We start from the raw sequence: 13,751 nt of genomic DNA on the forward strand, positions 1-13,751 counted from the left end.
ACAATCGTGGTACCACCTAAATTGGGCCTCAAAGAGACCCCGCTTGTATCCGCGTATCGTGCGGACCGCCGGTCAAACCAATTGGCAGCCGATCGCTCGCTGGACTATTGTCAGCCTCGCACCCTCGCTGACTCGCTGCTTGCGTCCTTGAGCTTACTGTCGGTTTGCTTGTTATTCCAAGTTAAGCTGACAGGCGCTGCCGTTTCTTTGTAGCGTCTGTCTACAGTAATGAAGTTTACGGCATGACAGGCCGCTTTGTCAAATAATTATTTGCTGCTAGACCGCCAAAGCTGGTAGTCCAGGTGCAGGCGCCCCTTTTTGGTGGGCTTGATGCCACTGATTTGCAAGCGGCCAAAGTGCCGGAGACTGATCATGTCGCCGATGGCGGCAATTTTCTCCGGAGCAGCCTCCTCATGCCAGTTCAGCTTGACGTCGCCAGCCGTGAAGGCTTCTTTAAGCTGGGACCGGCTCTTGCCCGTGACGGCCGCTAAAAGCGCGTCTAAGCGCATTGACGAGGCTACAGCACTCTCAGTCACTGAATTGTCCTCAATGGCTGTCAGCTCTTTTAAAGGCACTTGGTGAAGACGGACGCGGGTCCGCCCAATCCGGTCGATCTGCCGGTCAAAGAAGTCGCTCAGCTCAGCTTCAGCGAAGAACTGCCACGTTCCCTGCCCATCAGTGACAATGTCGCCAAAAGTGGCCACTTCCACTCCGGAATTGGCCAAGCTGCCCAAGATCTGCCCATGACGCAGCTGGGCAAACTTTTGCGGATAATCAATCTGATAGAGAACGATTTTGTAATCATCCGGTTTAAGGTTTTCCCAGTCCTCACTTAGATAGACCCGCTTTTTCTCAGCTGCCTGGTAGCCGCCAAATTCCTGCAGCACGGCCTCGCCCCCAACGACCGTCTCCAGGATCTCGCGTTCGCGCGGGTCAAGGAAGTGGGTCAGAATGGCTTCATGCTTAAAAATCAGCCGATTAAAAAGACCAACAAAGTAGTCGATTGTTGGTCTTTCTTCTGGTTCAAAATGTGGATAAAAAGCGCTGGCTTGTCTGCGCTGCATCATGCAAAAATCCTCGCTAAGATATTGAACAGCCAGCCAAGCGCGTAGCTCTGAACGAAATAGATCAGAAACAGGGCAATCACTGGCGAAATATCGATTCCGGTAGCGTACATCAGCTTCAAGAGCGGGCCTTGTCTGAACAAGCGCACGTATGGCTCAACCATCCGGTCGATGAACTGACCCAGGCTCGAGTTGCGGATTGACGGCACCCATGACATCAGGGCGTCAATGACGATCACGAAGCTGTAAATTTCCAGCAGATAGTACAGAATCCTGTACAGCGTGTATAAAAAGTTCATTAGCTCAAGTTGTCTTTCTTGTCGAGCAATTCAGTTACCTTGCCATCGGTTTGGAAGTTCTTTGGCGTTGCCAGGAAGATCTTGTTGCCGACGCGCTGGATTTCCCCTTCAAGGGCGTAAACAGTCCCAGTGATGAAGTCAACTACCCGGCGGGCAGAGCCGTCATCCATCCGGCTGAAGTTGATGATGATCGCCTTGTCGTGCAACAGGTTCTGCGCGATTTCCTTGGCATCTGAGTAAACCCGTGGCTCATAGATCACGATTTCGCTCTTTTGCTTGCTGCTCAAGCCAGACTTGATTGAAACGACATTGTTGGCGTTGCTTGCATTGCTGGCGTAGCTGCTTTCAGCCTGGACCTCTTCGTCATCATAGTAATCTTCCTTTGGCTGTTCTTCTTCAAAGCCAAAGAACTTAGAAAAAGTACCTTTACCTGCCATTTGCCTAACCTCCTTTAACGGTCACGACGATGCTTGAAGAATGGGATGTCGTCGTCATCATCGTCATCGTCGTAGTCCGTGTTGATATCGATTTGTGAAATGCTGTCTTGCCCCTTGTCGTCAAAAGCTGGCTCTTCAGCCTGCTTTTCTTCGGCCCGGTCAGCAGTCCCGCGGCGGTCATAATCGTCGTTCAAGCCCCAGACGCTGGTTGGATCCACCATGCTGCTTGCTTGGCGCGGCTCTGCTTCCTTGGCCTTTGGCGCTTCTGGAACTGGTTCTGGCGCCGGCGCTTCTGGAGCTGATGCTTCTTCAGCCAAAATCTTTGGCGCTGCCTTGACCGTCTTTTCTTCAGCGTGGGCGGCAACTTGGTGACCGCGTCCCGGCAGCTGCTTGGAAGCTTCTTCTTCAGCTTCATCGTCAATCCCGGTGGCAATTACCGTAACCACGACCTCATCGCCCAAGTTAGGGTTGATGGAAGTACCGAAGATGATGTTGACGTCTTCGCCAGCCGCGTTGGCCACGATTTCTGAGGCGTCTTGCGCTTCAAACAAGGTCAAGTCCGGACCGCCAGTGATGTTCAGCAGTACCTGCTTGGCCCCATCGATTGAGACTTCCAAAAGCGGTGAAGAAATCGCCATCTTGGTAGCTTCGACGGTTCTGTTCTCGCCGCTGGCACGGCCGATCCCCATCAAAGCTGCCCCTTGGTTCTCCATGACCGTCTTTACGTCGGCAAAGTCCAAGTTCACGTAGTCGGTTGAAGTGATCAGGTCGGAAATGCCTTGCACCCCTTGCTTGAGGACGTTGTCGGCTTCCTTGAAGGCTTCCATCATCGGCGTCTTCTTGTCGACGATTTCCAGCAGGCGGTTGTTGGCAACGATGACCAAAGTGTCAACGTATTCCTTCAGCTTGGCAATCCCTTCAGCAGCGTTCTTTGACCGCTTAGGGCCTTCAAAGCTGAATGGCCGGGTAACGACGCCGACCGTCAAGGCCCCCGTTTCCCGGGCAATCTTGGCAATGACTGGAGCGGCACCAGTCCCAGTCCCGCCGCCCATGCCGGCGGTGATGAAGATCATGTCCGCGCCCTTCAAGGCTTCTTCAATCGTTTCTTCGCTTTCTTCGGCTGCCTTTTGCCCGGTTTCTGGATGAGAGCCTGCTCCCAGTCCCCGGGTCAGTTTTGGCCCCAATTGAATCTTCACTTCAGCATTGTTGCTGTTGAGTGCTTGCACGTCCGTGTTGGCCGCGATGAAGGACACGCCTTGGACGCCGTCTTCGATCATCCGGTTGACCGCATTGCCGCCGGCACCACCGACGCCGATCACCTTGATCACTGCGTTATTGTTGTCGTCTGAATCAAAAGTAAAATCCATCTACTACCACCCTTAATCAAAGAACTTTCTGAGAAATGCAGCTAAGCCTTTGTCTTTATTTTTGTTATTATTTGTATCCATTTCTGGCTCATCGTCCAGATCATGAGCAGCTTCCTGCTCAGCATGCTTAGTATCATTATAAGCTACTTTTGCTTGAGTTTCAGTACTTACCGCTGGTCTTTTAGCAATTTTTGGCCGGCTGGCAGCAGAAACTCCCGCTTCATTGGAGGCATATGCCCGGTCGTCATAGAGCACGCTGTTGGCCAAGTAGCCGATATCGGCTAACTGATGGGCATAGTTGACCAGCCCGTAGGCAACCGCGTAGACCGGATTGCGCAGGCCAATCTGGGCTGGCTGATAGATCTTGGCTTTGACGTCATAGTCCTCCGCTACCAGCTCATCGATTCCCTGCAAAAGGGCACTGCCGCCAGTAATGATCACGCCAGCTGGCAAGGACAGAGCACCATGCTTGTAAAGGCCCTTGCCAACCCGGCGCAGGATCTGCTGCAAGCGGGCATTGATGATCTCGCTGAGATACTTGTCGCTGACCATGGTCTCCTTGTCCTGGCCCACGGCCTTGACGGCAAACTTCTCATTTTCTGAGGCCAGGCTTGGCAAAGCATAGCCGTAGTCGCGCTTGAGGGCTTCCGCGTCGCTCATGGTCGTTGACAGAACCACGGAAATGTCGTGGGTGATGTCGCTGGCCCCCTTGAGGTCAACGGTCGCGTACTTGATCTGGCTGTCCCGGATCACGGTCGCGGTCGTCGTGCCGCCGCCCATGTCAAGCAGAATGGCGCCAAAAGTGCGCTCAGCCTCATCCAGGGCAACCGCGGAAATCGCCATTGGAGCCGGCACGAAGAAGTTGTTGCCGATTCCGGCATGCTTGAGCACGGAGTTGATGTTGTGCAGGTCAGCCGCCGGCGCGGTCATCATGACCCCGCGAACGACCAGGGACCGGGCCATCATGGTCCGGGGATCGTCAACTTCCTTCTCGCCGTCAATCACGAAGCGGCTTGGGAAAAAAGCCACGGCCCGCCGGTCCTTCTTTTGCCCAGCCTTGATGGCCGAACGGATCGCGTTTCTGACGTCCTCGTCGCTTACTTCATGCTCTGTCTCATTGATGTTGATCAGTCCAGCCACGTTCTCCAGCTGCAGCAGGCTGACCGGCACGGCGGTCACTACCCGGTAGATCTTGCTGTTGGTCTTTTCAGCTGCCAGGCGAATGGCATTTCTGACGGAATCAGCGGCCTGATCGATATCGACAATCTTGCCGTGGCGCATCCCCTTGGTGGGCGCAGCAACCGCGCCAATAACCTGCAGCCCCTGCCGGCTGGCGTCAGCCACGACCACTTTGATGGAGGTAGTCCCCATGTCTAAGCCTACCAAAAGATTTGAATTGTCCAAGCTACATTCCTCCAATTACTCATTCATAATAATAAAGATAATCATACACTATTTTTCCACTGAAAAGCTAAGAAATCCCGTAGGCTTTTTTCTCTTCGGCAGTCAAAGGTCTGGTAAAGGCCCCGACTTCCATGTCGATGACGCTCTTCTCCGTCAAGTCCTGCTTAATGGCATTGTAGTACTTGACCTTGGAGCGGATGGTCGCGGTGTTGCCGATGATGACGTTGCCATCTTTCATGACCATGATCATCTGGGTCTTGCGGCGGGTGTTGCCCGACAGCATCTTGACCTGGTCCTTGAAGTAGTCAGGGAAAGAGTTAAAGATCTTCAGATTGGTCTTTAAGGAGACAGTCTTGCTGTAGCCGATAAACAGGGGCTTGTCATGGTCGACCTCGTTCCAGGACAAGGTCTTAGTTCCCAGTCCCCCATTGGAGAGGATCTTGCGGTAGACCGATCCGGCCTTGACGTAGCCAATCACCCTACGCTCTTTAACCTTGAAGTTCAAGGTATTCAGTCCTGACAGGGTCAACTTGACCGAGCCGACTTCAGGGAAGGTCTTTGACAATTTCCGACTGATCTTCTGGTTGCTGCGCAAGGAGTCAAGCACCTTGTCAGAAGCCGTGATCTCACTGGCCCTGACCAGGCTCTTGGCATCCAGATCGCCGGCCCCATAAATCCGGACCGTGGAGACGTCCGCGTAAGGCGAGACGTAATAGGCCAAGGCACAGATAATGAGCAGGCAGACCACGATGATTGAGCCCAAGCGCGTCAGCAGGCTCCGCCGTCTTTCCCGCTGCAATGAGGGAAGCTGGGAAGAAACCTTGCGGCGGTCCTCCTTTTGCTGGTTGCGCTCCTCATCATGGCGGAGGAATTTTGCCAGTTCATCTTTCGGGTCTTTCTTGGTAATGCGCGCCATTAGCTCCCCTCCTTTCTACAAGCGGCTAGTTCTTGGCAAGGTCTTCCATCACCTGGATGACTTGGTCAGATGCATCCGGGACGCCCAGCTTCTTGGAGGCTTCGCGCATCTTTTCAGAGCAGCTTTCATCCAAGAGCAGGTGGTCAATGGATGAGACGAAGGTGTTCTCGTTCAAGTCGTCTTCGGCGATCAAGAGCGCGGCCCCCGCCTTTTCCAGGTCCTGGGCATTCTTCATCTGGTGGTTGTGGGTCACGTTTGGACTAGGAATCAGGATGACCGGCACGCCCAAAGCCGTAAATTCAGCCAGGCTGGTCGCGCCAGACCGGGAAACGACGCAGGTCATTTCTGGCAAAAGGCCCGGCATGTTGGCAATGTATGGCACGATCTTGATTGACTGGCCATAGTCGATGTCCTTAAGCTTCTTTTCAACCGCGTCATAGTAGTAGGTCCCAGTGGCCCAGATGACTTGGTAAGGCTTCTTCTTCAATTCCATCAGACTCTTGAGCATGACTCTGTTGATGGCCAAAGCCCCACGTGAGCCCCCAAAGACCAGTACGGTCGGCACTGATGGATTCAAGCCCAGCTCTTTTTCCAGGTCAACCGGCTCGGCGTTGACGCTCAGAACCTGTTGGGAGCGGGGGTTGCCAGTCTTGACCAGCTTCTTCTTTTCCGGAAATTCCTTAGCGGCGTCATCAAAGGTGTAGCAGATCTTGTCCACGAAGTGGCCTAAGAACTTGTTGGCCACGCCGACGACCGAGTTGGATTCATGAATCATGGTCGGGATCTTCATCCGGCTGGCTTCATAGACGATCGCGCCTGAGACGTAGCCGCCAGTGCCCAGAACGACGTCTGGCCTGAAGTCCTTCAAAATCTTGCGGGCACTCTTGGTGGCCTGCATGAACAAGCTGATGGTCTTGAAGTTTTTGAGCGGGTGCTTGCGGTCAAAGCCCTGGATGTCGATGGTTGTAAAATTGACGCCCGCGGCAGGAACGATCTTTGACTCCAGCCCCTTCTTGGTTCCGACAAAGAGGATTTCATCATTGGTGCAGATGCCCCGTTCCTTAAGCCGGTCAATCAAGGCCATGATTGGATAGATGTGGCCGCCAGTGCCGCCGCCTGAAAAAATAACTCTCATTTTGTTCTGCTTCTCTTCTCTATTCTGATCTTTCTTTTACTTTTCTTCTTTGGCTTTCAATTCTTCAATGTACTGCATGAACAAGTCGCCGCGCTGCTCAAAGGTCTTGAACTGATCCCAGGAAGCGCAGGCTGGCGAGAACAGGAGCACCTCACCGGACTTGACCAGCTTGGCCGCGGCCAGAACCCCTTCCTTAAGGTTATCGACGATCACGATATTCTTGATGCCGGCCTTGCGGGCTGCATCAGCCAGCAGGTAGCGGGTTTCGCCGTAAAGGACGATTGCTCTGACGTGCTTCTTGAAGAGCTCAACCAGGTCATCAAAGACGAATCCCCGGTCCAAGCCGCCGGCCAGCAGGACTTCCGGCTGGTCAAATGACGGAATGGCTACCGTGGCGGCTTCAATGTTGGTTGACTTGGAGTCGTTGTAGACGCGGGCGCCATGCAGGGTCGTCACGTATTGCAGACGGTGGCGGGCCCCCTTGAAAGTTGACAAGACCGCGTAGATGTCATCCTTGTCAGCCCCCATCAGGGTGCTGATGCCGATGGCAACTAAGGAGTTCTGCAGGTTGTGGATGCCTGGCAACTTGATGTCGGCAATCTTCATCATCTTGTCATCCTTGTGCATCAAGTAGCCATCGCCAATGTAGAAGTCGGCACTCGGATCACTCTCGCTGAAGGTCAGAATCTTGGCCTTAGTTGCTGCTTGCTCCTGGGCCAGGATGTCCTTCTGGTCAAAGTTGGCCAGGAAGAAGTCGTCCTCCTTTTGGAAGCGGGCTACGTTCAGCTTGGCATTCACGTAGTTTTCAAAGGTCTTGTGGTAGTCCAGGTGGACGTTGTGGTAGATGTCCACGATGGCAGCCACCTTTGGATCAATGTCAGTCACGCCCAGCAATTGGAAGCTGGACATTTCACAGACCAGAATGTCGTCCTTGTCAGCCTTGTCCAGCACGACCTCTGAAATCGGAATCCCGATATTGCCCACCGCGTAAGCGTGGTGGCCGGACTTGGCCAGGAAGTGGTCCAGAATCCGCGCGGTCAGCATGACCGTGGTGGTCTTGCCGTTTGAGCCGGTGACGCAGACGTACTTGGAATCAGCCGCGCTCAGCGCGACTTCTGGTTCGGTGATGATTGGCACCTGCTTTTCCTGGGCCTTGACGACCATTGGGTTTTCGTAAGGAATCCCCGGGTTCTTGACCAGGTAGTCAAAGTGCTCTTCATCAAACAGCTCGACTGGGTGCTTGCCGCCAATCACGCGGACGCCGGCAGCCGCAAGCTCCTTGGCTTTGGGATCGTCAGTCAGGTCAGCCTTGTCGTTCAAGGTCAGCTTGGCCCCTAAAGCCAGCAAAAGCTTGGAAACGGCAAAGCCGCTACGGCCCAAGCCTAATACCAGAATGTTTTTCTGATCGAATTTCTTGATCTGTTTCATTTTTCTATGAATCTCTCCAACTAGAATCTGCTAAATTTTTAACCCCAAATTGCCAGGTAGATGGCGCTGCCGATCAGCCCAACGATCCAGAAAACAATGTCGACCTTCCATTCGCTCCACCCCAGCATTTCGAAGTGGTGGTGAATTGGGGTCATCTTGAAGATCCGCTTGCCCGTCGTCTGGAAGGAAATTACCTGCAGGATGACTGAGGCCGTCTCACAGACAAAGACAATGCCGACCAGCAAGAGCGACCATGGCCGGTTGAGCAGGATTGACACGGCCGCCAAGCCGCCCCCCAAGGCCAATGAGCCCGCGTCGCCCATGAAGATCTTGGCTGGCTTATGGTTGTACATGAAGAAGGCAGCCAAGCCCCCCATGACGGCCAGGCAGAAGATCAAAACGCCTGCCTGCCCGGCCTTGAAGGCCAGCCAGGCATAGGTCCCGTAGGCGATAAAGGACAGGCCGGTTGCCAGCCCATCCAGGCCGTCTGACAGGTTGACCGCGTTTGAGAAGCCAACCAGCCAGAAAATGACAAAGAAGATGAACAAGGCCGTGCTGGTGACCACGCCCGCGAATGGAAGATACAAGGCGAACTTGAAGTGGTCACTGGCGGCCAAGGCCACGATAATTGCAGCCAATACCAGCTGCAAGGCAAACTTTTGCCAAGCCCGCAAGCCCAGGTTCCGCTTGTAGAAAAGCTTCAGACCATCATCCAGGAAGCCGATGATCCCGTAGCCCAAGAGGGCCACGATCAGCATCCAGACTGACTTGGTCAACTGGCCGGTCATAGCGCAGGCCACGATGGTGATTATGGAAGCGACCAGCACGAAGACCGTTCCGCCCATGGTTGGGGTCCCGGACTTCTTGGCGTGCCACTTTGGACCTTCGCCGCGGATCTGCTGACCCTCATCATGGCTGCGCATGTAGATAATCATCCATGGCAATATCAAGGCGCTCAGCACCAAGGAAACAATAAAAGCAATAGTAGCTGCTAGCATCAACGATTTACTCCTTTAAAACAACTTTCAACTTCATCCCCGGCTTAAGCTGGCTGCCGGCCGAAAGACTCTGCGATTTGACCTTGCCGGTCCCAGTCAGCTTCAGCTTGAGGCCAGCCAGGCTCGCATAATTTTCAACCTGCTCGCTGGACCAGGAGGACATGTCCGGCATCGTGATCTTGCCGCCGGTCAAGACAAAGAGCTTGCTGCCCACGGTCACTGAGCTGCCGGCGGCAGCCTTTTGGCTGGTCACCGTCTTGCCCGTCCCCAGCTGCACCAGGGTCAAGCCCGCGCCCGTGGCCAGCTTCTTTGCCTGGTCCACCGTCTTGCCGGTCACGCTTGGCGTCTTGACGACTGCCGTAGCCGATTTAGACCCCTGTGACATCAGGATGATCCGGTTCATCATCGGCTTAAAGATCTGGGACAGGATGGTTTCAGCCCCCGAGCCCAGACGGCTTGGCTGCTTGATCGTCAGATAGATGCAGTAGCGCGGGTTCTTGGTTGGGGTGATCCCCACCACGGAGAAGATATAGTTCTTGTCCCCGGTCATGTAGCCGCCCGTAGGCTTGGCAATCTGGGCCGTCCCCGTCTTGACGCCGAAGTCCTTGCCCTTCATGTAGTAGGTGTAGCCCGTCCCGATCTTTTGGTTCAAGACCTTCTTCATGTTGGCCATGACAACCTTGCGGGTCGCCGCGGTAAAGACCGGCTTGCCCACCTTTTCAACCTGGTAGCCCTTGACGGTCTTGCCGCTGGCGTCGGTAATTTTTTCAACCAATTGTGGCTTAACCATCTGGCCATTGTTAGCCAGGGCACTGTAAACCTGCATCATCTGCATGACGTTGACCGTCACCCCTTGGCCAAAGGAAGTTACCGCCTGGTCGACAGGAGAGCTGAAGGACAAGCTGCCCGGCATTTCTCCTGGCAGGGTCACGCCCGTCTTCTGGGTAATGCGGAAGGCCTTAAGGTACTTCTTCCAGGTCTTGGCCCCCATCTTGCGCTCCAGGTAGACCATGCCGACATTGGATGATCTTGGGAAGGCTTGGGAGAAGGGAATCGTCCCCCAGCCAGACTTGACCCAGTCATAGATGGTTGAACCACCAATGGTGATTGAACCGGACCGGTAGTAGGCGCTGGGATTGTAGTTGCCGCTGTTGACGGCGGCAGACAGAGAAAGAATCTTGAAGACCGAACCCGGCTCATAGGTTGACTGAACCAGCAGGTCGCTCCCTGCCTTGCTTAAGCCAGACTTGGTCTGGGCGTTGAAGGTTGGCCGCTGGGAGGCCGCCAGGATCCTCCCGGTCTTCAGGTCCTCGACCACCGCCGTCAAAGCCTTGGGCTGATAGGCTTTCTGCACCTTGGACATGTAAGTCTCCAGGGAGTTCTGGAGCTGGGAGTCCAAAGTCAGGTAGAGGTTGTCGCCGTCCTTGGCCGCCTTATAGGAATGCGACCCGCTTGGCAGTTGGTATTCGGATGAGTCAACGGTTGAAGTCTCATAGCCGTTTTTCCCCTTCAAAATCTTGTCATACCAAACCTCTAGCCCCGTCACCCCATAGAGTTCGGTGGAGTTGGTCGCCGAGTTGTTCTTGCTCAAGGTGTAGCCGACCACGTTGGAGGCAAAGACCCCGTTTGGATACAGGCGCGACGGCGTTTCCATGAACTTGATCCCGGTCAGGTGCATGGCCTGGATCCGCTTCTTTTGGGTGAGGTTCAGGCCCGTCCCCGCGGTCCCGAACTGCACTTGGAAAGTATTCTTCTTGGTGGGGTTCAGGTACTTGTAGATCTTGGCGGCTGACAGCGGCAAGACCGTAGCCAGCTTCTCAGCCGTCTTCTTCTTGTCCTGAACGTAAAGGGGCTTTTTGTCAGAGTCGACATAGGTCTTGTCCAGAATGGCATAGACCGTGTAGGTATGCGAATCCTGGGCAATAACCAGGCCGTTCTTGTCATAGATGGTCCCTCTATTGGCCGTCAGCACGGTATTTCGCCGGTAAATGGCCGCGGTCCGCTTGCTGATATCCTGTCCATCGATATACTTGGAAATCGACAGGTAGAGCATGCGGCCAGCAAATAAAAGAAAAACCAAAGCAACGACTACCTCAAGTGCTCTCCCCACTGTGAACCGATAGGCGTGTGCTCTGGATTTTAATTTCTTTAGATTATTGGTCTTTCTCATTAGCGAATCGTCCTAATGTTGTTTTCCCGCAATTTTAAACCTTGCTCAGCCGCAATCTTGTTCAGGCGTGAGCTGGATGAGAGCTCGCCGATTTCCTGTTGGAGGTCGGAAGTCTGGCTCTTGGCCTTGATGATGGACTGCTTGACGTCAGACAGCTCATGCTGGGCGTAGGTGGCTGAAACGCTGGCGGATACATTCAAAGTAATCAAAACGACAGCAGCGATCAAGCCCACCCCAATCAGCAGCTTCTCAAAAGGAGAATATGGTACTTTCTGTGGATTGACCACGGGAACGTGGCGTTCCTGTGGTCGGTTGACTTCTTCTGGTTCGTAATTGTAATTTCTTAATGAACTTCCAGCCATTTTCTGTGGTCCTTGCTATCTCATCTACAACTTTTCCGCTACTCGTAATTTCGCACTGTGTGAGCGGTTGTTTTCTTCCAATTCTTCGGCTGAAGCCACGATCGGCTTGCGGTTGACCAGCTTCAGGCTTGGCTTCAAGTCAGCCGGTGCCTCAGGCATCCCCCGCGGGATCTCGACTTCAGAATATTTCTTAAAGGTCTTCTTGACGATCTTGTCTTCCAATGACTGGAAAGTGATCACAGCAATCCGCCCGCCTGGCTTCAAAGCCGCGATGGCTTCCTCAAGCGTGGCTTGGAGGACATCCAGCTCATGGTTGACTTCCACCCGGATAGCCTGAAAGCTCTTCTTGGCCGGGTGGCCGCCAGTCCGCCGGGCATAGGCGGGAATTGCTTCCTTGATAATGTCGACCAGTTCAAAGGTCGTCTCAATTGGCTTCTGCTGCCGCTTCTCAACGATCCGGCGGGCGATCTGTCTGGAAAACTTCTCGTCCCCATAGCGGTACAAGACATCTGCCAGCTGCTTCTGGCTGTAAGTATTGACCAGCTGATAGGCATCAAAATCCTGGCTCTGGTCCATCCGCATGTCCAAACGGGCATCAAAGCGGTAGGAAAAGCCTCTTTGTGCCTGGTCCAGCTGCGGGGAGGACACGCCCAGATCGTAGTAGATGCCGTCAATGCCGTCATAGCCCAGCTTAGCCAGTTCTTCAGTCAGGTGGCTGAAATTGTTGTGAACCAGCTGGAGTCTTGGCTGACTGTCGGCTTGCAAGTAGTCCTTAAAGTTTTCTTTAGCCGTATCGATCGCGTATTCATCTTGGTCAAAGCCAATGACGGTCCCCGCGCTCAACTGGCTGAGCAGGTAGCGGGCATGGCCGCCGCCGCCAAAAGTCGCGTCGACATACACGCCGCCAGCCTGGGGCTTTAAGTTGTCAATCGTCTCGTGCAATAATACGCTAAAGTGCTTAAATTCCATACCTATAACTCGATGTCGTCCAATCCTTCTGCAATGTCGTCGTAGTCTTCGTTGGCCTCGTCAGTGAAGCTGTCCCAGCGCTCTTTTGCCCAAATTTCAATTCGGCTGGAAACGCCGACAATCACGCATTCCTTCTTCAGGCCCGCGTGATCCTTCAAAATGGGCGTCAAATTAACCCGTCCCTGCTTGTCAAATTCGCCTTCCATGGCTCCGGAATAGAACATCCGAGTAAAACTGCGCGCGTTCTTCTTGGTCAAGGGAAGCTTGGCCAGCTTGGCCTCAACTTTGGCCCACTCTTCTGGCGGATAGGCAAAGATGCAGCCATCCAGGCCGCGGGTAAAAATCATGCGGTTGCCGGCCTGCTCACGGAACTTGGCCGGAATGATCAAGCGGCCTTTAGCATCGAGATTATGCTGATATTCGCCCATGAACATGGCCAGCTCCCCCCTTCTGTTAACAATTTACCACAAATCCCCACTTTAAACCACAATATCTAAAAATCGCCAAGACAATTTCATAAAAAATAAAAAATTTGCCATAAAAAGATGCCTCAGCCGCCAGGCTAAGGCATTTCACGCATCAGTTATTTTGACCGGTCAAGTGGCAGGTCAGACCAAAACGACTACCAAGAGTCCCAAATACCAGAGCAAGGAACAGATGTCGAGGTAGGACCAGAACTCCCGGAAGATCTTCCCCATGGAAATGTTCTTATTAATCACTGCCCAGCGGATGGCGGCGCAGAGGATCAAGATAAAGTAGAACAAAAAGCCGTAAGGGAGAAAAGACGGCACCTGCTTGACCTGGGTGATCAGCTGGCAAGGGTAGAGCAAAAAGAGCGGCATGACGTCCACCCCGTTGAGCTTGCTCCCGTTTGGGAGCATCATGTTCATGATGATGCCGATGACCAGGCCGGCCACAGGCAAAGCAAAAATTAACAGCATAGTTTTTCCTCCATCTAACTCATCCTATTTTAGCTTTTTATTGGAAATTAAGACATACAAATTGCAAAAAAGGGCCAGAAAGGTTAAAATACTTCTCGAAATATTTAGGAGGGCTACTTGATGGCACGCAGAAAGAAAAAGTCAACATTCCAAAAAATCGAAAACGTCATGGTCATATTGATGGCCGCCATTACCCTGTTCGGCGTAGCAGCTACTGCTGTCTACTACCTGATGGGCTAAGCGCCGCAGCGGCCTGTGAAG

15 protein-coding genes are annotated in these 13,751 nt (G+C 53.5%); 1 reads left to right on the top strand and 14 read right to left on the bottom strand.

All coding sequences use genetic code 11. From position 1 onward, the window contains the following. Nucleotides 1–266: 266 nt before the first annotated feature. The 14 genes from FYJ62_RS01295 to FYJ62_RS01360 form a co-directional block, all read right to left on the bottom strand. Nucleotides 267–1,064, bottom strand: coding sequence for a YlmH family RNA-binding protein (locus FYJ62_RS01295; protein WP_154547094.1), 798 nt, complete (start codon nucleotides 1,062–1,064; stop codon nucleotides 267–269). Then, nucleotides 1,064–1,363, bottom strand: a complete 300-nt coding sequence (locus FYJ62_RS01300) for a YggT family protein (protein ID WP_154546976.1) — start codon at nucleotides 1,361–1,363, stop codon at nucleotides 1,064–1,066. The genes FYJ62_RS01295 and FYJ62_RS01300 overlap by 1 nt, the downstream gene beginning before the upstream one ends. Continuing rightward, on the bottom strand, nucleotides 1,363–1,800 hold the full coding sequence (locus FYJ62_RS01305; protein ID WP_154546977.1) for a cell division protein SepF: 438 nt from the start codon (nucleotides 1,798–1,800) through the stop codon (nucleotides 1,363–1,365). The genes FYJ62_RS01300 and FYJ62_RS01305 overlap by 1 nt, the downstream gene beginning before the upstream one ends. A 14-nt stretch (nucleotides 1,801–1,814) precedes the next feature. Continuing rightward, nucleotides 1,815–3,167: a cell division protein FtsZ gene (gene ftsZ, locus FYJ62_RS01310; RefSeq protein WP_154546978.1), complete on the bottom strand. Its 1,353-nt coding sequence runs from the start codon at nucleotides 3,165–3,167 to the stop codon at nucleotides 1,815–1,817. Between the two features lie 12 nt (nucleotides 3,168–3,179). Then, nucleotides 3,180–4,571, bottom strand: coding sequence for a cell division protein FtsA (gene ftsA / locus FYJ62_RS01315; protein ID WP_154546979.1), 1,392 nt, complete (start codon nucleotides 4,569–4,571; stop codon nucleotides 3,180–3,182). A gap of 67 nt (nucleotides 4,572–4,638) precedes the next feature. Then, nucleotides 4,639–5,487: a cell division protein FtsQ/DivIB gene (locus FYJ62_RS01320; RefSeq protein ID WP_154546980.1), complete on the bottom strand. Its 849-nt coding sequence runs from the start codon at nucleotides 5,485–5,487 to the stop codon at nucleotides 4,639–4,641. A 25-nt stretch (nucleotides 5,488–5,512) separates the two neighbouring features. After that, nucleotides 5,513–6,622, bottom strand: coding sequence for an undecaprenyldiphospho-muramoylpentapeptide beta-N-acetylglucosaminyltransferase (murG, locus tag FYJ62_RS01325; RefSeq protein ID WP_154546981.1), 1,110 nt, complete (start codon nucleotides 6,620–6,622; stop codon nucleotides 5,513–5,515). Between the two features lie 36 nt (nucleotides 6,623–6,658). Continuing rightward, complete coding sequence (murD, locus tag FYJ62_RS01330) at nucleotides 6,659–8,050, bottom strand: UDP-N-acetylmuramoyl-L-alanine--D-glutamate ligase (RefSeq protein ID WP_154546982.1); 1,392 nt, start codon at nucleotides 8,048–8,050, stop codon at nucleotides 6,659–6,661. A 38-nt stretch (nucleotides 8,051–8,088) separates the two neighbouring features. Then, nucleotides 8,089–9,048: a phospho-N-acetylmuramoyl-pentapeptide-transferase gene (gene mraY / locus FYJ62_RS01335; RefSeq protein ID WP_154546983.1), complete on the bottom strand. Its 960-nt coding sequence runs from the start codon at nucleotides 9,046–9,048 to the stop codon at nucleotides 8,089–8,091. Between the two features lie 7 nt (nucleotides 9,049–9,055). Then, complete coding sequence (locus FYJ62_RS01340; protein WP_154546984.1) at nucleotides 9,056–11,218, bottom strand: peptidoglycan D,D-transpeptidase FtsI family protein; 2,163 nt, start codon at nucleotides 11,216–11,218, stop codon at nucleotides 9,056–9,058. Continuing rightward, complete coding sequence (gene ftsL, locus FYJ62_RS01345) at nucleotides 11,218–11,580, bottom strand: cell division protein FtsL (RefSeq protein ID WP_154546985.1); 363 nt, start codon at nucleotides 11,578–11,580, stop codon at nucleotides 11,218–11,220. The genes FYJ62_RS01340 and ftsL overlap by 1 nt, the downstream gene beginning before the upstream one ends. A 24-nt stretch (nucleotides 11,581–11,604) precedes the next feature. After that, the gene (rsmH, locus tag FYJ62_RS01350; protein WP_154546986.1) at nucleotides 11,605–12,549 is read right to left on the bottom strand and encodes a 16S rRNA (cytosine(1402)-N(4))-methyltransferase RsmH; all 945 of its coding nucleotides are present in this window, start codon (nucleotides 12,547–12,549) and stop codon (nucleotides 11,605–11,607) included. 2 nt (nucleotides 12,550–12,551) lie between these two features. Continuing rightward, the gene (mraZ, locus tag FYJ62_RS01355) at nucleotides 12,552–12,983 is read right to left on the bottom strand and encodes a division/cell wall cluster transcriptional repressor MraZ (RefSeq protein ID WP_154546987.1); all 432 of its coding nucleotides are present in this window, start codon (nucleotides 12,981–12,983) and stop codon (nucleotides 12,552–12,554) included. 174 nt (nucleotides 12,984–13,157) lie between these two features. Beyond that, nucleotides 13,158–13,490 carry a DUF3397 domain-containing protein gene (locus tag FYJ62_RS01360; RefSeq protein ID WP_154546988.1) on the bottom strand — a complete coding sequence of 111 codons (333 nt, stop codon included), beginning with the start codon at nucleotides 13,488–13,490 and terminating at the stop codon, nucleotides 13,158–13,160. A gap of 120 nt (nucleotides 13,491–13,610) precedes the next feature. Between FYJ62_RS01360 and FYJ62_RS01365 the strand changes: the two genes are divergently transcribed. Next, nucleotides 13,611–13,730 carry a DUF4044 domain-containing protein gene (locus tag FYJ62_RS01365; protein WP_154546989.1) on the top strand — a complete coding sequence of 40 codons (120 nt, stop codon included), beginning with the start codon at nucleotides 13,611–13,613 and terminating at the stop codon, nucleotides 13,728–13,730. Nucleotides 13,731–13,751 lie beyond the last annotated feature (21 nt).

Source organism: Lactobacillus porci (assembly GCF_009695985.1).
GTDB classification, from domain to species: domain Bacteria; phylum Bacillota; class Bacilli; order Lactobacillales; family Lactobacillaceae; genus Lactobacillus; species Lactobacillus absianus.